9 protein-coding genes (1 of these 9 cut by a window edge) are annotated in these 18,863 nt (G+C 76.6%); all 9 read right to left on the bottom strand.

Features of this window, described 5'->3' with window-relative positions; all coding sequences use genetic code 11:
- Tightly spaced (each overlapping or abutting the next), the 9 genes in view from OC439_RS17070 to OC439_RS17030 form a layout consistent with a single transcriptional unit that may run on beyond the window.
- A protein-coding gene (locus OC439_RS17070; protein WP_262014282.1) for an SDR family NAD(P)-dependent oxidoreductase crosses the window boundary here: on the bottom strand, window positions 1-2,933 show its 5' portion. The gene continues 1,417 nt to the left of window position 1, outside the view; 2,933 of the gene's 4,350 nt are visible here — the first part of the coding sequence; it begins with the start codon at window positions 2,931-2,933; its stop codon lies off the left edge, out of view.
- Window positions 2,930-5,245, bottom strand: coding sequence for a lantibiotic dehydratase family protein (locus tag OC439_RS17065; protein ID WP_262014281.1), 2,316 nt, complete (start codon window positions 5,243-5,245; stop codon window positions 2,930-2,932). The genes OC439_RS17070 and OC439_RS17065 overlap by 4 nt, the downstream gene beginning before the upstream one ends.
- On the bottom strand, window positions 5,242-8,754 hold the full coding sequence (locus OC439_RS17060) for an amino acid adenylation domain-containing protein (protein ID WP_262014280.1): 3,513 nt from the start codon (window positions 8,752-8,754) through the stop codon (window positions 5,242-5,244). Before OC439_RS17060 ends, OC439_RS17065 begins: the two co-directional genes overlap by 4 nt.
- On the bottom strand, window positions 8,751-10,403 hold the full coding sequence (locus tag OC439_RS17055; protein ID WP_262014279.1) for a beta-ketoacyl synthase N-terminal-like domain-containing protein: 1,653 nt from the start codon (window positions 10,401-10,403) through the stop codon (window positions 8,751-8,753). The genes OC439_RS17060 and OC439_RS17055 overlap by 4 nt, the downstream gene beginning before the upstream one ends.
- Window positions 10,400-12,745, bottom strand: coding sequence for a non-ribosomal peptide synthetase (locus OC439_RS17050; protein ID WP_262014278.1), 2,346 nt, complete (start codon window positions 12,743-12,745; stop codon window positions 10,400-10,402). The genes OC439_RS17055 and OC439_RS17050 overlap by 4 nt, the downstream gene beginning before the upstream one ends.
- Entirely contained in the window at window positions 12,742-14,097 is a 1,356-nt protein-coding gene (locus OC439_RS17045) for a DUF6002 family protein (protein ID WP_262014277.1), read from the bottom strand. The genes OC439_RS17050 and OC439_RS17045 overlap by 4 nt, the downstream gene beginning before the upstream one ends.
- Window positions 14,094-15,245 carry a potassium transporter TrkA gene (locus OC439_RS17040; protein WP_262014276.1) on the bottom strand — a complete coding sequence of 384 codons (1,152 nt, stop codon included), beginning with the start codon at window positions 15,243-15,245 and terminating at the stop codon, window positions 14,094-14,096. Before OC439_RS17040 ends, OC439_RS17045 begins: the two co-directional genes overlap by 4 nt.
- Entirely contained in the window at window positions 15,226-17,862 is a 2,637-nt protein-coding gene (locus tag OC439_RS17035) for an amino acid adenylation domain-containing protein (protein WP_262014275.1), read from the bottom strand. Before OC439_RS17035 ends, OC439_RS17040 begins: the two co-directional genes overlap by 20 nt.
- Window positions 17,859-18,863, bottom strand: a complete 1,005-nt coding sequence (locus OC439_RS17030; protein WP_262014274.1) for a class I SAM-dependent methyltransferase — start codon at window positions 18,861-18,863, stop codon at window positions 17,859-17,861. Before OC439_RS17030 ends, OC439_RS17035 begins: the two co-directional genes overlap by 4 nt.

Genomic DNA, 18,863 nt, shown 5'->3' with positions numbered 1-18,863 from the left:
ATCCGGGCGGCCCGGCCGTCGTCGGCGCACTCGTCGAGCAGGCGCTGGTGATCGGCGACGCCGGCCGGGCGCAGCCGGTAGCCGTCCGGGCGGACCGCGAAGGCCGGTCCGGGGCGTACCACCGTGACGTCCGCGCCGCGCTCGCGCAGCCGGTCCGCGAGCGCCGTGCCGCGCTCACCGGCGGCGAACAGCAGCAGCGGGGCGGGCGCCTCCACGGGTGCGGTGTCGGGCATCTGGCGCCAGACCGGCACCTCGACCACGCCGTCGTCGTACCGCTCGTCGGTGGCCGGTTCGGCGGGCGCGGCCACCGGTTCCGGGTCGATCCAGTACCGGGCGCGCTGGTACGGGTAGCCGGGCAGCGGCACCCGGCGCGGCGTGCCGGCGGCGGGCAGCCGCACCGGCACCCCGGCCGTCCACAGCCGGCCCGCCGCCTCGTACGCGGTCTGCCTGTCGGTCAGCCGCTCCCCCCGCGCGGGCAGCGTGCGCAGCGGCGCCCGGGCCCCCTGCGGCAGGCTGAGCCGGGCGAGCCCGGCGAGCTGCCGGCCGGGGCCGCACTCCAGCAGCAGCCAGTCGTCGGCGGCGCCGGTCGCGGCGAGCGCCGCAACGGTGGCCCCGAACCGCACCGGCCGGCACAGCTGGTCGGCCCAGTACGCCGGGTCGGTGATCTGCTCGCCGGTGAACGGCGCGGCGGTCGCGGCCGAGAACACCGGCAGGTCCGGCACCCGGCGCGGCACCGCCGCCACGAGCGCCGCGAACTCGTCGCGCACCGCCGCCAGCAGCGGCACGTGCATCGCGTACGGCGACCGCAGCGGCGTGCAGCCGATGCCGCGTTCGCGCAGGAGCTCCTCGGCGGCGGCGACCGGTGCGGGCGCGCCGCCCACCACGCAGGTGTGCGGACCGTTGCTGATCGCCACCGCCACGCCGGCGGGCAGCAGCGGCGCGATCTCGTCGGCGCCGCGCTGCACGGCGAGCATCCGGCCCTCCGGTGCGGCCTGGACCAGACGGCCCCGGGCGGTGGCGAGCCGCAGCGCGTCCGGCAGGTCGAACACCCCGGCCACCGTGGCGGCGACCAGTTCGCCGACGGAGTGGCCGATCATCGCGGCGGGCGTGACGCCCCAGTGCCGCCACAGCGTCGCCAGCGCGTACTCGACGGCGAACAGCGCGGGCTGCGCCACCGCCGGTCCGGCCAGCCGTTCGTCCGCGCCGGGTCCGGCGTCGAAGATCATCTCGTTCGCGTCCCAGCCGAGGATCGCGGCGCACTCGTCCACGGCGGCGGCGAACACCGGCTCGGTAGCGGCCAGGTGCGCGCCCATGCCGGGGTGCTGCGCGCCCTGGCCGGGCAGGAGCAGACCCAGCCGGGGCGGCGTCGCGGCGTCCCCGGTGGCGCGGCGCTTCGGGTCGGTGAGCGCCGCCGCGGCCCGGGCCCGGTCGACGGCGACGACGGCGGCCCGGTGCCGGTAGGCCGGCCGGCCCTCCCGCAGCGTGTACGCCACGTCGCGCAGCTCCACCTCGGGCGCGCCGGTGAGCCGCTCGGCCAGCCGGGCACACGCGGCGGCCAGCGCGTCGGGGGTCGCGGCGGACACCTGGAGCAGCTCGCCGCCGCCGTGATCCGGCTCCGGGGGTACGCGCGGCGGCGCCTCCTGGAGCACCAGGTGCGCGTTGGTGCCGCCGAGGCCGAGGGAGCTGACGCCGGCCCGCAGCGGTCGCTGGTCCTCCGGCTCCCACTTGGTCAGCGTGGACACCACGTAGAACGGGCTCGCCTCGATGTCGACGTCCGGGTGCGGCCGGTCGTGGTTGACAGTGGGCGGGATGAGCCGGTGCCGCATCGACAGCACGGTCTTGATCAGGCCGATCACGCCGCCGGCCGCGCTGAGGTGACCGATGTTGGCCTTCGTGGAGCCGACGCCGCACCAGCCCCGCTCGGCGATCCGCCGCCCGTACGCCGTGCTCAGGGCCGCCAGCTCGATCGAGTCGCCGAGGACGGTGCCGGTACCGTGCGCCTCCACGTAGCCGACCGAACGCGGGGCGACGCCGGCCACCGCGAGCGCCTGCGTGACCACCTCCACCTGACCGGTGACGCTCGGCGCGGTGAAGCTCGCCTTGGCCGAACCGTCGTTGTTCACCGCGTTGCCGATGACCAGCGCCCGGATGTCGTCACCGTCGGCGAGCGCGTCGGAGAGCCGCTTGAGCACCACCACGCCGACGCCGCTGCCGTAGACGGTGCCGTCGGCGTCCGCGTCGAACGGGCGGCAGTGCCCGTCGGCGGAGGTGTAGCCCTCGTCGGCGACGTACCCGACGCCGTGCGGCAGTTCCACGCACACGCCGCCGGCGAGCGCCGTGTCGCACTCGCCGCTGCGCAGCGCCTCGGCGGCCAGGTGCACCGCGACGAGCGACGACGAGCAGGCGGTCTGCACCGTCATCGCCGGGCCGCGCAGGCCGAGGCGGAACGCGACCGTGCTGGCCAGGTAGTCCGGCTTGTTGCCGAGCGACACGCGCAGCTCACCGGCGTCCGCGAGCGCCCGCGGGTTCCGCCGGACGTTGAGCCACTGGTACAGGTCGGCGTTGCCGCCCGCGTACACGCCGATCTCGCCGTCGTAGCGGGCCGGGTCGCAGCCCGCGTCGGTGAGCGCGGCGTGCGCGTGTTCCAGGAACAGCCGCTGCTGCGGGTCGGTCAGCTCCGCGTCGCGCGGGTTCAGCCCGAACAGCTCCGCGTCGAACCGGTCCACGCCGTCGAGCACAGCGGCCACCGGCACGTACGCCGGGTCGTCGAGCTGCTCCGCGGGAACGCCCCGGGCCAGCAGCTCCGCGCGGGTGAACCGGGTGAGCGACTCGGCGCCGACGACCAGGTTGCGCCAGAACTCGTCCGCCGACGCCGCTCCCGGTACGCGCAGGCTGAGCCCGACGATCGCGATCGGCTCCACTGTCTCGTTCACGCCATGACCTCCGGCTCGGCCGAATCGCTGATGTGCAGGCGCAGTTCGCTGACGTAGCGGCGGCCCGCGCGGTCGGGCAGCCACGCCTGCCCGAGCGCGGGCAGCAGCTCCGACACGGTCACCGCCACGTCGTCGCCGCCGGCCCGCCGGGCGGCGCGCAGCAGCAGGCAGAGCCGGTTGGCGTAGAGCGGGCTGGTCAGGTCCGCGTAGGTGGGCTTCAGTTCGGTGGCCACCCGGACGAAGACCCGCTCCGGCAGGCCCAGCGCGGCCCGCCAGCGGCGTACCGCGAGGTAGCGCCGGGCCTGGTCGACGGCGTCGGCCAGGCCGGTCGCCCCGACAGTGGTGCGCCAGGTCTCCCGGGCCAGCACCAGCCGGTCGACTGTCACCCGGGGGCTGTGCGGGCGGTCGGTCATCAGCTTGAACGCGTCGCCCGCGTGCACCGCGATCAGGTCGGAGAACACCTCGACCAGCGGCCAGCGCGTGCCGTCCGGGCCGGTCGCCACCAGCGCACCGTCCACCTCGGACACGATCGCCGCGTTGGCCGGCACGAGCCGGTCGCGCGGCGCGCCGGGCGCGTCGGCGAACGCGAGCCGGTGGTCGTCCGGGCCGTGCAGGGACGCGGACAGCCGCCCGCCGACGCGGGGGAAGTCGACCGGGTAGAGCGGGCGCAGCCGTCCCGGGCCCAGGTCGGCCACGTACGCGCGCCGCAGCCGGTCCACGTCGGGGTGGCAGTGCGTGAACAGCTCGGCGTTGAACGTGGCGTACGCGGCGTGCAGCTCGCCGAGCACCGCCCCGACCTCACCGGCGGCCAGCGCCTCGGGTGACTCGGCGAACAGTTGCAGGTCGGGGCTGTGCACCCGGCCCGCGCTCCAGCCGGGGCGGGCCGCCGGGAACTCGTCGGCCACCAGGGGCGCCAGCTCGGCCGCGCCGAACTCCACCCGGGCCGTCCCCTCGGGCAGTCCGGCCAGTCCGAGCACCCGCTCCCAACGGGCGGCGAACTCGGCCGCGACCCGGTCCACCGGCCGGTCACCGGGCCCGAACAGCGGCCCCTGCGCGACGAACCACAGGTCGCCGAGCCGGACCGGCCCGTCGCCACTGAGGTCGTCGTACAGGTCGCGCAGCGCGTCGCCGTACGCCGTGGCCAGTTCGGCGGTGAGCCAGCGCGCCGCCCGCAGCGGCAGGTCCAGCGCCGGGGCCAGGGAGTCGAGCAGGCCGCCGCCGACGGTGAGGTCCACGTCGCGTGCGGTCTCCTCGTGGCACAGCGCCCGCCCGGCGTAGTTCTGCCCGGCCCGGCGGCGCGGCGGCAGCCCGGTGAGCGCGGTGAACTCGGCGTCCAGCGCGGACAGCGCGCCGGTGAGCGCGGCCGGGTCACCGGCGGCGTCGGCGACCCGGGTCCGGGCGGCGGCCAGCCGGTCCAGCCCGGCCAGCGCCCGCGCGCGGCACTCCGGATCGCCGATCGCCGCGATCCGCTCCCGCAGGTGGTCCTGCGCGGCGAAGCCCTGCGGCAGGTCGAAGTCCCAGCGCAGCAGCCCTCGCTCGACGAGCTGCGCGAGCAGCAGGAACCCCTCCTCGGCGCGGCGTACGCCGGTCTGCCCGTCGCGCACCAGGTCGTCGACGACGTCCCGGGCCGGGCGGGTGCCGTCGCACCGGCACAGCGCGATCGACTCGCTCAACGACACCGGTTCCGGGCGCTGGGCGGGCCGGTGCACGACCCGGCCCGCCAGGTGGACGTGCGGCGCCCGGACCGGGGCGAGCCACTGCCGGACCTGCGGGTCGGCGGCCAGCCGGTCCGCGTACGCGGCGAGCGCCCAGTGTTCGAGGTGGACCGCACGGTGACGGAGCAGCCCGGGGCCGGGCACGGCGGTGACGCCGGGCGCGCCCGGTGCCACGGTGCCCCAGCACACCGGCCCGAAGAAGCCGATGGTCTCGCACTTGGCGACGTAGCGCTGCCAGTACCCGGCGACGACGTTCTCCCGGCCCCGGCGGCGCACGTTGCGGGGTGCGTCCGGGCCGTCGCGGAGCAGCCCGTCCAGCGCCACCAGCGCCTCCGGGTTCTGCCAGGCGACGGCCTCGCGGAACAGCGGGTCGGCGGCGATCCCGCACAGCGTGGCCGACGACGCCCGGACGGCGGTGGCGTACGCGGTGGTGAACGCCGTCTCGTCCAGCTCGCCGGTGAGGTGCCGGTCGGCGGTGTCGGCGCAGTCCGGCGCGGCGAACCGGTCCAGTCCGTCGGCGGGGAACCCGGCGCTGCGCAGCAGCACGTCCCGCCACACCGACCAGCCGGTGTCGCCGAGGGGGACGAGGTACGTCACCGCGGCTCCTCCTCCACCACCGGGCGGCGCTGGACCCGCTGGCGGCGCAGCGCGCCCCGGCGCGCGGCCCGTGCCACCGCCTCGTCCTCGGCGTCCTCGCCGGACGACGACGCACCGAGGCTGTCCAGGTGCGCGGCGAGCGCGCGGACGGTCGGGTGGTGGAACAGGTCCACGACCCGCAGGCTCGTGCCGAGCAGCCGGTTGAGCTGCCGTTGCACGACGGCGACCGCGAGCGAGCCGCCGCCGACGTCGAAGAAGCTGTCCGTGGCGGCCACCTCCGGTACGCCGAGCACGTCGCACCAGACCGAGGCGATCCGCCGCTCGGTGGCGGTGGCCGGGCGGGCGGCGGGCGCCCCGGCGCGACCCGCGGCCCGGGTGACGCGGGCGGCCCGGGGCACGTCGCCGGCCGTCCCGGCCGGGACGGCGGTCCAGGCGGGCAGCTCGGCCACCGGCCGCTCCGGGTCGGCGGCGCCGGCCCGCAGCAGCCGCTCGACGTCGGCGAGCACGTCGCTGATCAGGGCCTCGCCGTAGACGTCCGGGTTGAAGACGATCTCCACGCGCAGCCGCCCGTCCCGGGTGATGCCGTAGAGCGTCAGGTCGAACGGTGAGCCGGGCGCGGGCACCGGCACCGGTTCGGCGGGCAGGCCGGCCAGGTCCAGGCGGGGTTCGTCGAACGTGTACATGTTGAACAGCACCTGCACCAGCGGGCTGCGGTCGAGCAGGCCGCCCAGCCCGAGACCGCCGACGATGCGCTCGACAGGTGCCTCCGGGTGGGCGAGCGCGGCGAGCAGTTCCTCCCAGGCGGCGCGGACGTGCGCGGCGAAGCCGGCCCTGGGCGTCCGGCGCAGCCGCAGCGGCGCGATCTCGATGAAGAAGCCGACCATCGGTTCGAAGTCGGCGGCGCGCCGGTCCACCGTGGGGGTGCCGACCACCAGGTCGGGCAGGCCGGTACGCCGGGCCAGCACCAGCGCGAACGCGGCGAGCACGGCGGCCGCCGGGGTCGCGCCGAGCCCGGCGGCGAGGTCGGTGAGCGCGGCAGTGGCGGCCCGGTCCAGCCGGGTACGCACCGTCGCGCTGGTGTACGTCTGTTCGGCGGGCCGGTCCCGTCCACCGGGGAGCCGCAGCACGACCGGTGCCCCGGTCAGGTGGTCCAGCCACCAGTCGAGGTCGGCGGCGGCGCGGCGCCGGGCACGGTCGGCGCGCCAGGCCACGTAGTCGCCGTACGTGGCGGGCAGCGGCGGCAGCGGCGGCCCGTCCCCGAGCGCGGCCCGGTACGCGGCGGCCAGGTCGGCGTAGAACAGCGACTGCGACCAGCCGTCGAACACGGCGTGGTGGGCGTAGACGGCCAGCACATGCTCGTCGGCGCCGGTGCGGATCAGCTCGGCCCGCCACAGCGTGTCGGTGGCCAGCGCGAACGGCGTGGCGGCGCTCGCCGCGAGGTGACCGGCGAGGTCCGTGCCCGGGGCGAGGTCGCGTACCGGCAGCGGCACCGGTGTGGACGGGTCGGCGACCGCGTACGGCACGCCGTCGCGCTCCGGGATGCGCCAGCGCAGGATCTGCTGACGGTCCGCGACGGCGGTGAGTGCCGTGGCGAGCGCCGCCACGTCGAGCGGGCCGGTGAGCCGTTCGGCGAACGCGACGTTGTACGCCGACGCGGCGGCCGGGAAGTAGCGGTCGAGGAACCACAGCCGCTGCTGCGCCGGGGACAGCGCCGGTGGCCGTCCCCGGACGGCGGCGTCGGCCGGGCCGGTTCCGGGGGCGGCGTCGGCGCGGGCGGCGATGCCGCGTGGCGTCCGCCCGATCAGCACGTCCTCGATGGCGAGGTCGCGGCCCAGCCGTTCGCGCAGGTCGGCGACCAGCCGCATCGCGGTGATCGAGTGCCCGCCCTGGTGGAAGAAGTCGTCGTCGCGGCCGACCGCGGGCACGTCCAGCAGCGCCGCCCACGCCTGCGCCACGAGGCGTTCGGTGTCGGTGGCGGGCGGCTCGCCGGACGGCACGGGAGCCGGTCCGGCCACGTCGAGCGCGGCCAGCCGCTCGGTGTCGATCTTGCCGTTGATGGTGATCGGCAGCGCGGGCATGGTGTGCATCCGGGCCGGTACGGCGGCGGGCGGCAGCAGCCGGGCGCAGTAGTCACGCAGCTCGGCGGCGTCCAGGCCGGTCGCCACGTACGCGACGAGTTCCTGACCGCCGGCGCCGGCGCGGACCTGGACGCTGGCCAGGTCGACGTCCGGGTGGCGGCGCAGTACGGCCTCGACCTCGCCCAGCTCGATCCGCTGCCCACGGATCTTGACCTGCCGGTCGGCCCGGCCGAGGAACTCCAGGCTGCCGTCCGGCAGCCACCGGGCCAGGTCACCGGTGCGGTAGAGGCGCTCCCCCGGCTTGCCGGAGAACGGGTCCGGGAGGAACCGTTCCGCCGTACGGGCGGCGTCATAGAGGTATCCACGGCCGAGCCCGGGACCACCGGCGAGCACCTCGCCGATCTCCGCCGGGCCGACCTCGCGCAGCTCGTCGTCGACCAGGTGGATGCGGTGGTTGGCGGCGGGCCGGCCGATCGGGATGGGCCGGGTCCAGTCGCCGCTGCCCTCGAACCAGGTCACCAGCACCGTCGCCTCGGTCGGGCCGTACACGCTGATGAAGCGGCGCCCGCCGGCGGTCCAGCGGCCGACCTGTTCCGGGCCGGTGGCCTCGCCGCCGGTGATGACCAGCCGCACGCCGGGGAGCCGGTCCGGGTCCAGCAGCGGCAGGATCGGCGGCGGCAGCACCACCACGTCGACTGCCTGCTCGGCGCAGATCCGGTAGAGCCGGGCCGGGTCGGCCCGCTCGGCGTCACCGGCGAGCACGACTGTGCCCCCGGCGGCGAGCGGGGCGAGCATGTCGGCCACCGACGCGTCGAACCCGATCGAGGCGAACGCCAGGCACCGGGTCGCCGTGTCGAACCCGGAGAACTCCGCGATCGAGGTGACCTTCTCGGTCAGCGCCCGGTGTTCGATCACCGCACCCTTCGGCTGCCCGGTCGACCCGGACGTGAACATCGCGTACGCCGTGGTGCCCAGCGTCGCCGGGGTCGGCTGCCAGGGCGCGGTGCCGGCGGGGACGTCCAGCACGGCGCGGCCGGTGAACGCCTCGGCGGCGGGCGTACCCACGACGACGCGCAGCCGGGCCTCGCCGGCCAGCTCCCGCAACCGTCCGGGCGGCAGCGCCGGGTCGAGCGGGACGTATCCGGCGCCGGCCGCCTGCACGCCGAGCAGCGCGACCACCAGGTCCGGCCGGCGGTCCACGCAGACGCCGACGAGGTCGTCCGCGCCGATGCCGTGGGCGCGCAGCGACGCCGCCAGCGCGGCGGCCCGGCCGACCAGGTCGGCGTAGCTGAGCGTCAGGTCGCCCTGCACCACGGCCGGGGCGCCGGGACGCCGCCGGGCGTGCGCCGCGACCAGGTCGGGCAGGCACACCTGCGGGTAGGGCAGCTCGGGACCGACCCGCTGGTCGCGCTGATCGTCGCGGACGGTCATCGTCGTGCCTCGATCCAGTGCCGGGTCCGCCGGAACGGGTAGCCGGGCAGCGGCACCCGCCGGCCCGGCGGGACGGCCGGCTCCTCACCGGCGCGCCAGGCGCGGACTGCGGCGTCGTCGTCGGAGGCCGGGTCGCCGGCCGCGAGCGCGGTCAGCCCGGCCACCGCCTCCCCGGCGTCGGCGCAGGCGACCGCGTCCCGGTACGCCAGCCGCCGCCGTCCCACCGCGAGCGTGTGCGCCACGTCGGCCACCGCCAGGTCGCCGTCGGCAAGCCGGACGGCCAGCCGCCGGGCCAGTTCCCGCAGCGCCGCCGGGCTGCCTGCGGACAGTCCCAGCACCACCGGGCCGGGTGCCCCGGCGTCCGGCTCGTCCGTCGCGGGCGCGGACTCGACGAGTACGTGCGCGTTGGTGCCGCCGAGACCGAACGAGCTGACGCCCGCGCGCCGCTCCCCCGTCCACGGCCGGGTTTCCGCGCCGACTTCGGCGGCCGCGGCGGCCAGGTCGATGTCGCCGTGCGCGGCGGTGAAGTGCGCGGTACCCGGCACCTGCCCGGTGCGGACCGCGTACACGGCCTTGATCAGCGAGAGCACGCCCGCCGCGGCGTCCAGGTTGCCGAGGTTGCCCTTCACCGAGCCGAGCAGCAGCGGAGCGCGTGCGCCCCGGCGTACCCGGGCCAGCGCGTCCACCTCGATCGCGTCGCCCACCGGCGTGCCGGTGCCGTGCCCCTCCAGGTAGGCCACGTCGGCCGCGTCCCAGCCGACCGACGCCAGCGCCTCCGCCATCACCGCCGCCTGCCCGGACACGCCCGGCACGGTGAAGCCGGGCCGGTCGGCGCCGTCGTTGTTCACCGCCCACCCGGCGAGCACCGCGTACACGTGGTCGCCGTCGGCGCGGGCGTCGGCGAGCCGCTTCAGCACCACCGCCCCGGCGCCGTTGCCGAACACCTGCCCGGTGGCGGCGGCGTCGTACGGCCGGCACACCCCGTCGGTGGCCAGCAACCCGCCGGGCCGCAGCCGGTAGCCCGCCTGCCGGGTGGAGACCACCGCCGCGCCGCCCGCTATCGCCACGTCGCAGCGGTAGTCCAGCAGGCTCTGCCCGGCCTGGCACACCGCGACGAGCGCTGTCGAGCAGGCGGTCTGGACCGCCACGGCCGGGCCGGACAGCCCCAGTGCGAACGCGGTACGCGTCGGCAGGTAGTCGCAGCCGGAACCGGTCAGCGCGTCGTCCCAGTCCTCGGCGAGCGTACCCGCCGCCGGTGCCAGCGCGGGGTTGCCGAGCAGGTGGTGGTGCAGGTAGCGGTTGGGCGCGCATCCGGCGAACACGCCGATCTGGGCCGGGTCGCGGTCCGGGTCGATCCCGGCGTCCTCCAGCGCGTGCCAGGCGACCTCCAGGAACAGCCGGTGCTGCGGGTCGAGCAGCGCCGCCGCCGCGGCGGGATAGCCGAACAGGTCCGCGTCGAAACCCTCCAGGTCGTCGAGCCGGCCGAACGCCGGCACCCAGTCCGGGCCGTCCGGCGCGCCCTCGCCGGCCGGGGTCCGGCGCACCGAGTCCACCCCGGACAGCAGGTTGCGCCACAGCGTGGGCGCGTCGTCCGCGCCGGGGACCCGGCAGGACAGGCCCACCACCGCGATCCGGTCGTCCTCGCTCACGCCCGTCCCTCCCCGCCGCCGGCCCGCGCGGCGGCGCGGCGGGCCATCCGGCGTCCGACCGCGGCCAGCCGGCCGTCCTCCGGTACGCCCGCAGCGTCCCCTGACGTCTCCAGGTACGCGGCCAGCGCCGCCACCGTCGGGAACTCCACCAACCGGGCCAGCGGCACCCTGCGGCCGAGGTGTTCCTCCAGGTACCCCTGCACCAGGGCGAGCTGGAGCGAGTGCCCGCCCGCCTCGAAGAAGTTCACCAGCCGGTCCACTGCGGGCAGTTCGAGCACCGTGCACCAGCCCGCCGCGATGGTCTGCTCGACCGGCCCGGCCGGCGGCCCTCCGGTGACCGGCCCTCCGGTGACCGGCCCTCGGGTGACCGGCCCTCCGGTGTCCGGATCGGGCAGGGCGGCCTGGTCGAGCTTGCCGGTCGGCCCGATCGGCAGCTCCGGCACCGCCACCACCGCCCGGGGCACCATGAAGTCCGGCAGCACGGCGGCCAGCCGTTCCCGCAGCGCCGGCGGCGCGACGACAGTACCGGCGGCGGCGACCACGTACGCGACGATCTCCTGCTCGCCCGCGCCGGACACGCCCCGCCGCGCCACCACCGCCGCGTGGGCCACGCCGGGCAGCGCCGCCAGGCAGGCCTCGATCTCGCCCAGCTCCACCCGGTAGCCGCGGATCTTCACCATCCGGTCGCCGCGGCCCAGGTAGACGAGCATGCCGTCGGGCAGCCGCCGCGCGATGTCCCCGGTCCGGTACGCGCGCACCCCGTCGTGCTCGGTGAACCGGGTCGCGGTCAGCTCCGGCAGGCCCAGGTATCCGAGCGCGACGTGCGGGGTGCGCACGACCACCTCGCCGGTGAGGCAGGCGGGGCGTCCGGCCGGGTCGGTCAGCACCACCTCGACGCCCGGCAGTGGATGCCCGATCGGCACGACTGCCCGCCCCGGGTCGGCGTCCGGCGGCAGGTGGTGCTGCGCGGCGAAGCTGATCTCGGTGGTGCCGTACCCGTTGACGAACACCACGCCCGGCGCGAACGACCGCCGGGCCAGCGTCACGTCGTGCCGGGTGACCTCCTCGCCGCCGAGGACGACAGCGCGGACCGACGGCAGCCGCCCGTGCTCGCCGAGGCTCGCCACCACGTACCGGAAGACGGTGGGGGTGGAGTGGTAGACGGTGACGCCCCGGTCGGCGAGCGCGCCGGTGAGGTGGCCGAGGCCGTGCGTGCGGACGTCGACCGGGACGGCGGCGGCGCCGGACAGCAGCGCGCTGAACGTGTCGGTGACCGCCATGTCGTAGCCGAACGAGGTGAGCACGCTCGTGCGGTCGTCCGGCCGGACGGCGAAGTTGCGCACGTGGTTGCGGACACCGAACAGCACGTTGCGGTGGCTCTGCACCACGCCCTTCGGCTTCCCGGTGGACCCGGAGGTGTAGAGCACGTACGCCGGGTCGTCCGGGCGCGCGGGCCCGGCCGGCACCGGCACGCCGGGGTCGCCCCGGCGCAACGACACGACCGGCAGCTCCAGCCCGGCGTCGGCCGCGAGCGCGGCGGCCCGCGCTTCGTGACCGGGGTCCGCGACGATCGCCCGGACGCCTGCGTCGCGCAGCATCGCGGCCAGCCGGGCCGCCGGGTACGCCGGGTCCAGCGGCACGTACGGCGACCCCGACGCCAGCGCCGCCAGGATGCCGGTGATCGTGGCGACGCCGTGGCGGCACAGCACCGCCACCGGCGCCGTGACGTCACCCGGCCCGGCCAGCGCTTCGGCGGTCGCGGCGACTGCCGCGCCGAGTTCCCGGTAGGTCACCGTCGCGTCGTCGGCGAGCACCGCCGGCCGTTCCGGGTACGCCCGCACCGCCGCCGCGAACGCGGCCGGGATGGTGTCGCCGCGGACCCGATCGGCCTCGGTGCCGTCGCCGCCGTGCAGCCGCCACAGGTCCGGGGCCGGACGCCGCTCGTAGCGGGCCGACGGCAGCACCCCCGCCGACGACGCGTCCGGGTCCAGCGTGGACAGGACGTCGGCCAGGTCGGCGCGGAGGTCGTCGGCGTACGCGGCGGGCAGCCCGGAGACGGTGACGCCGGCCAGGCCGGGGCGCACCTCGACGGTGACGTCGACCAGTTGGTCCGGCGGCGCCGGGCGCACCGAGCGGCACAACTCCCGGATCGGTGCGTCGGCGGTCAGGTCGAGCGTCACCGGTTCGTCGCCGTGCCGCAGCGTCACCACGGGGGATCCGGTGTACCGGCGTACCACCAGAGCCGTGGCGGTGAGGACGACGGCGGCCGGGTCGACGCCCGCGGCGTGCGCCCGGGCGGCGAGCCGCGGCGGCAGGCCGAGCGGCTGCGGAGACGGGCTCACCGCTGGTCCAGGACGGCGGCGACCACGTCGGCGAGCGTGGACACCTCGGCGTCGGCCTCGGCGATCCGGAAGTCGTCGCAGTAGCTGCCGGTGCCGTGCACCACGATCTCGTACCCGGCCGGCACCAGGCCCCGGTCGACGGCGTTGCAGACGCCGGTCAGCGCCATCAGGATCGACCACTCCCGCAGCCGGGCCGGGTCCTCGGGCAGGGTCAGACCGGCGTCGGCGAGCCACTGCCGGGCGACCGGGTAGCGCCGGACGCACTCGCGCCGCGACACCACGATGCCGTCGCCGCCGTGCCGTCCGATGAGCGCGTTCATGGCCGGGGAGGTCACCGGGCGGTGGGTGTAGAACGTCGGGTCGAGCACCTCGGCCGGGTCGTCGGTGACGGCCGGGAAGCGCAGGTCGGCGTCCTGCGTCCAGACGCCCCGGCTCTCGTCGAGCGTGTACGCCGGGCAGTGGTCCCGCTCGAACGAGCCGTGGCGCAGGCTGAGCACCATGTCCGGCGTGCCGAGGTGCTGCACGAGCAGGAAACCGGGCCGGTCGGCCGATTCGGCGTCGCCGGCCGCCTCCAGTACGTCGCGGCCCAGGTTGTAGCCGAGCAGACCGAACGCGCTGGACACGGCGTGCGCGTGCCAGCGCGAGCCGGTGGCCGGCGACACGTCGGCCTCGAAGGCGGCCCGGGCGGCGTCGGCGACCAGGTAGTTGCGCAGGTCGAGGGTGTACCAGAGGGTGACGCCGTGCTTGTCGTACGCGGTGGCGGCGTACTCGTCGACGAACGCGCGGCCGAGCGCCTTCACGCCCTCCGGGTCCGCGCCGGTGTACCGCAGCAGCGGGTTGACCGCACGGGTCGCGGGATCGGCGGCGAGCGCGTCGTGGCGGAACTTGTGCCGGGTCGCCGCCGGAGCCAGCACCACGATGGACAGCTGCTCCGGGGTCACCAGCCCGGCCGCGTACGCGCGGGCCACCGAGTCGCGCAGCGCGACGCCCTTGTTGCCGGAGGTCGGGGTGACGATGCACAGCCGCTCACCGGTACGCCGGATGTGCTCCACCGCCCGGGCGACGATCACCATCGAGGCGAATGTCTTCGTGGTGCGGGTGCCCGGGTTGGCGGTCAGGTCGAGCATCGTCAGGTCGTGCCCGCCGTAGTGGCCCAGCGGGGACCAGCTGACCGTGGCGGCGGCGTAGAACTCGCGTACCGCGGGGGTCAGCTCGGGCAGGTCGAAGCCGGGCGCGAAGCCGGGCGTGCCGGGCGCGTCGCCGGGGACCGCGCCGCACCGGCGCACCGCCGACGCGATGACGTCGTAGTAGTCGGTGATCATGTTGCGGGTGGCCGGGGTGGTCACGGTCATCGGGCTTCCTCCAACACACTCCGGGCCGGCGCCGGCGGCACCGTTCGCAGATGGTCACGCAGGGCGGTGAACCGGCAGGCGATCTCGGGCAGCTCGCCCGCGTGCCAGCCGCCGGCCAGGTCGGGCCGGTACGCCGCCAGTGCCGCCCGGGCGCGCTCCGGGTAGCGGACGTGGCCGCCACCGACCTCGACGCCGTCGCGGCGCCCGGCGGCGGTGTTCCAGGCGACCGCCTGCGCCACCGGCAGCTCGGCCGGCAGCCGCAGCTCGGTCCGGCCCCCGGCGAGCCGGACCGGATAGCCGCCCGGCAGTCCCAGTGGCCCGGGCAGGCTCGCCGTCACCTCGTCGCCGGTGGCGAGCGCCGCCACCAGGGCGGCCCCGGCGTGCCCGGCGAGCGCGTTCAGCTCCGGCCGGGGCAGCGCGCGGTAGCCGGCGAGCAGCCCGGTGACGTCCGGGACGGGCCGGCCGTCCAGCCAGGCGCGTACCTCGGCGGTGTCGTCGTCGTCCGGGCCGGGCGCGGCGAGGTGGGCGTGATGGCCGAGCACCGCCAGCCGGCGCGGGCCGGGACGGCCGAGCGCGGCGTCCAGGCACACGGCGAGCGTCGCCACGTTGCCGATGCCGCAGCGCACCGGCAGGTCCAGCGCGGCGAGCAGCGGGTTGACCGCGTCCGGGAACGCCCCGTTGACGAGCGTCGCGCCGGGTGCGCCGCCGGCCAGCGCGGCGGCCAGCCGGGACACCAGCTCGGCCTGCAACGCCAGCGTCACCCCGAAGCCGGCCGCGGCGATCAGGTCCGTCCAGGCCGACGGCGCCGCCGCCCGCTCGTACGGCGACTGCGCGGACGCGGCGCAGACCAGCACGTCGGGCCGGAGCCGGGCCATCGAGGCGGCGTCGGCGGCGTACCCCTCCCCCGGGTCGGCTCCGGGTTCGGCGGTGAACGGCCGGGCGCTGACGGCGACGGGGGTTCCGGCGACTGTGGCGCGCACCCGCGCGGCGCGGGCGAGCGCGAGGGCCGCGTCCGGGTCGCGGGCCAGGACCGTCACGCGCAGCGGCGCCGGGGTGTGCGTCGCCGCCAGGGCGTGGCACAGCGAGCGGGCCAGCCGGCCGGCGCCCACCACGACGACGTGCCGCGCGTCAGCGGACCGGGCTGACATCGCGTCCCGCCTCCGTGACCCGGTCGACCCAGTCGGCGAACGATCCGGCGCGCAGGCAGCTCGCCGGGGACACCTCCAGCCCGGCCATCTCCCGTACCCGCAGCGCCATCCGCAGCGCGGTCAGCGAGTGCCCGCCGAGCGCGACGAACGTGTCGTCGTCGTGCACCGCGTCGACGCCGAGCGTGGCCCGCCACGCCTCGCGCAGCCGGTCGGTGAGGGCGCCGCCGCCGGGTTCCGCCGCGATCCCGGCGGGCCGGGACGGTGGCGGTGGCAGCTCCAGCCGCGCGACCTTGCCGTTGGGCAGGCGGGGCAGCCGGTCGACCAGGACGATCTGGTCCGGGCGCATCGCGGGCGGCAGCGCCGAGGCCAGGTAGCCCTGGAGCAGCCCGGTGGTCAGCAGGTGGTCGGCGGGCTCGTCCCGGGGCGTCGCTGCCGGTGGCGGTTCCTGCGGCCGTACGGCGTAGACGTAGCTGACGTCGGCGTCCGCGCCGACGTTCCAGTCGCCGATGTCGTGGACCTCGAACCCGGCCGCGCACAGCAGCTCGCGTACCAGCGGGGTGGTCACGCTGCTGCGTTCGACCTCCAGGCAGACCTGGCGAATACGGGGCCAGTGCTCGGGGCGCAGCCCGCGCAGCACGCTCAGCTCGGCGCCCTCGGTGTTGACCTTCAGCAGGTCGACGCGGTCCAGCCCGAAACGGTCCAGCAGGTCCGACAGCGTCACGGTCGGCACCACGTGCGCCACCGGGGCGAGGCGGCGGCGGGCGTCGGCCAGGAGCGCCGCCTGTTCGGTCTCGTCGGCGTCGCCGCCGCCGTGGCGGTAGTGCGACCGGACCAGGTCGGAGGCGGCGCCGGCCCGGTCGGCGCCGAGGCCGGACAGGTAGCTCAGCTCGGGGAACGAGGTCAGCTCGGCGGTGCCCGCCGCATCGGTCACAGCGGCCTCGACGACCGACGCGGACCCGGCGTAGAGGCCGAGGTTGGCGCGCAGGTACGGCAGTGTGTCCGGGTTCGGCTCGACCGCCACCAGCCGCACGTCGCGCGCCTGCCGGGACGCCCAGAGCGAGAACAGTCCGATGTTGGCGCCGACGTCGAGGACGACCGCACCGTCACCGACGCGGACGCCGAAACGCGCGTACTCGGCCTGGTCGAAGATCTGCCGGTAGAGGAAGACCGCCTCGTCCGGCGACGCCGCGGTGACCGCCATGCCGTTGGGTAGCGGGAACCGCGGCAGCCCGCCGACCGCCGGGGCCTGCCGGGGCTGCGGCACCACGTAGCCGACCAGGCGGGGGCCGTCGTCGGTGTCCGGGACGGTCACCACCACCGCGTCGTGCACGGCCGGATGCTCGCGCAGCACGGCGGCCACCTCGCCCGGCTCCACCCGGACCCCCCGGATCTTGACCTGGTCGTCGGCCCGGCCACGGAACTCCAGGAAACCCTGCGGCGCGACCCGAACCAGGTCACCGGTGCGGTAGAGCCGCGCGCCCGGCCGCGCCGGGTCGGGGCGGAAGCGCTCCGCCGTCCGCTCGTCGTCGCGCAGGTAGCCCAGCCCGACCGCGACCCCGCCGATCCACAGCTCGCCGGTCCCGCCCTCGGGCACCGGGTGCAGGTCGTCGTCGAGCACGTGGGCGGTGACGCCGTCGATGATCCAGCCGATCGGGGCGATGCTGCCCGCGTACGGCTCGGCGCAGTCCCAGTAGGACACGTTGATCGAGGTCTCGCTCGGGCCGTACCCGTTGAACAGCCCGCACGGCAGCACCTCGCGCAGCCGCCGGACCAGCCGCATGTCCAGCGCCTCGCCGCCGCACAGCACCCGGCGCAGCGTGACGCAGCCGGCGAACTCCGGCTCGTCGAGCACGTGCCGCAACATGGTCGGGACGAAGTGCGCGGTGGTGACCGCCTCCCGCTGGATCAGCCGGGCCAGCCCGAGGCTGTCGAACTGCAGGCCCGGCCCGGCGACGACCACGGCACCGCCCGCGATCAGCGGGGAGAGGATCTCGTGCACCGACGCGTCGAATCCGATCGACGCCTTGTGCAGCACCCGGTCGTCGGCGCCGAAGCCGAACCACTCGTGACCCCACGCCAGCCGGTTGACCAGCCCGGCGTGGTGCAGCACGACGCCCTTCGGCCGGCCGGTGGAGCCGGAGGTGAACAGCACCAGCGCGGCGTGCTCGCCCGGCGGCAGCCAGCCGGCGCGATCGGTCAGGTCGGCCGTCGACCCGGCCCGCGCGGTACGCACGTCCCGCCACCCGGTGGACGCGGGCGCGGCGACGGCGGGCGGACGGTCGGCGTACAGGACGAGCCGGGGCGCCGCCGCGGCGAGCATCTGCTCGGCCCGGCCCGACGGCAGCTCGGGGTCGACCGGCACCGCCACCGCGCCCACCGCCAGCGTCGCGAGCAACGACGTCACGTAGTCGGCGGACCGGTGCAGGTACAGGCCCACCAGGTCACCCGGCCGCACGCGGGCGCGGCGCAGCAGCTCGGCCGTCGCGCCGACCCGCTCCCACAGCGCGGAGTAGCTCACCTCGCCGTCCGGTCCGACGATCGCGGGCCGGTCGCCGTCGGCGCCGGTGGGCCGGTGCACCAGGTCGGTCAGGTAGCGCGGGCCGGTCACAGCGGTCACCGCGTCCTCGTCGCGACCGCGACGATCGCCATCCGGGGCACCTCGGCGACGAACTGCCCGTCGGCCCGGTAGACCAGCGGACGGGCCGGCACGTCGTCGCGACCGAGCCCGGCCAGGTAGCCGGTGTGGTCGAAGTGGCGGGTCAGCAGTCGCCACACCTCGTCGTCGGTGAGCGTGGCGAAGTAGTCGCGCACGCCGTACATGTCGCCGACGTAGTCGCGCATGCCGGCGGAGGCGGACTCGGCGCTGTCGGCGCGCACGATCAGCGGGTCGTACAGGTCGACGACGCGTACCGGCAGCCCGGCCGCGGTGAACAGGCCGGTCAGCTCGGCGCGGCTGAAGTGCCGGTAGTCGTGACCGCCGGCGGCGTGCGGGTGCACCACATCGCCGAAGAACCCGGCCATCGGGCTGGACTCGTCGAAGTCGTGCAGCACGATCCGGCCGCCGGGGCGGACCACCCGGGCCGCCTCCGCGACCGCCTGCGGCCGCCGGGCCGCCGGGATGTGGTGCGTGCCGTACGCCAGCAGCACCGCGTCCACACCGGCGTCGCGCAGGAACAGGAAGTGCGCGGCCTGACGGACGGCAGGCAGGCCGTGGGCGAGCGCCTTGTCGACCATGTGGCCGGACAGGTCGCCGGTGATGAATGCCAGTTTGGACTCGAAGCAGGCGGACTGGCTGCTCGCGGCGCGGGCCACAGTGCCGTCGCCGCCGAGCACGTCGAGGATGAGCGTGACCGGGGCGGCGGCGTCCGGTGTGGCGAGGTCCAGCAGCCGCCGCATGCCGGTCCAGCGGACGAGCGTGTCCCGCTGGGCCCGGCGGTAGGAATCGCCCCGGCCGGTCGAGTCGGTGTCGAACTCGCTGACCGTGCCGGCCAGTTCCGCCAGCGCCGCGTCCGCGCCGGGGCGGCCGAAGTCGAGCAGCTCGCGCAGTTGCGGGTGGAGGGTCGCCACGGTGTGCAGGTAATCGCGCAGGACCAGGGACGGAAGGTACGGCCGGCTCAT

The organism is Micromonospora sp. Mcm103, from assembly GCF_024519755.1.
In the GTDB taxonomy this organism is placed as follows: Bacteria; Actinomycetota; Actinomycetes; order Mycobacteriales; family Micromonosporaceae; genus Micromonospora; species Micromonospora aurantiaca.
Note: the sequence above shows the minus strand (reverse complement) of the source record. Positions and strands in the feature narration are given on the sequence as shown.

Coding starts and splice junctions, on each gene's coding strand:
- OC439_RS17060 (WP_262014280.1), bottom strand. CDS start 8,754: ATGACCGTCCGCGACGATCAGCGCGACCAGCGGGTCGGTCCCGAGCTG.
- OC439_RS17040 (WP_262014276.1), bottom strand. CDS start 15,245: ATGTCAGCCCGGTCCGCTGACGCGCGGCACGTCGTCGTGGTGGGCGCC.
- OC439_RS17045 (WP_262014277.1), bottom strand. CDS start 14,097: ATGACCGTGACCACCCCGGCCACCCGCAACATGATCACCGACTACTAC.
- OC439_RS17030 (WP_262014274.1), bottom strand. CDS start 18,863: ATGAGCCGGCCGTACCTTCCGTCCCTGGTCCTGCGCGATTACCTGCAC.